At 66.6% G+C, this 461-nt stretch carries 1 protein-coding gene; it reads right to left on the bottom strand.

Annotation, left to right across the window (positions count from 1 at the left end; translation table 11 throughout):
• Positions 1 to 461: ImcF-related family protein (locus tag AB4Y35_RS42105; protein WP_368708802.1), on the bottom strand; the 461-nt coding region annotated here is incomplete at both ends.

Raw genomic sequence — 461 nt, 5'->3', positions numbered from 1 at the left:
GCCTGCGAAGGACGCCCCGCCTCGCCCTGGTACTGCACCGACTTCATAACCGCGAGCAGCGGTGAGGTCTGCGCATCGGTCAGGCGCGTGAGCTGGTCGATCACGCCGGAGAAGCTGGTCGCCGGGAGCCACTGGAAGCTGTTGAACATCGTCGCCCAGGCTGCCGTGTAGTCCGTGAAATACCGGTCGCACAGGCGCTTTCTCAGATCGTCGGCCCCCTTCCGTGCTTCGACTGCAGCCTGCGCCGCGTCAACCGCACCCTCGACGGCGGTGGCGCTGATCCGGGCGTTCGGCTGGTCACCGGTCAGCACCCAGTCACCCTCGACATGCTGCTCGTTCACCGCATCGTCGATGGCTTTCTCGACGACGCCCTCCCACGCTGCGCGCGTATAGATGCCCGGTACCGTCTGGGTGGTCGTGAAAAGGCCGTGCGAATCCGCGCCCGCGAGTAGCGTCGCGAG

This window comes from Paraburkholderia sp. EG286A, assembly GCF_040965375.1.
In the GTDB taxonomy this organism is placed as follows: Bacteria; Pseudomonadota; Gammaproteobacteria; order Burkholderiales; family Burkholderiaceae; genus Paraburkholderia.
The sequence above is the reverse complement of the archived record's forward strand: the minus strand, read 5'-3'. Positions and strand labels throughout refer to the sequence as shown.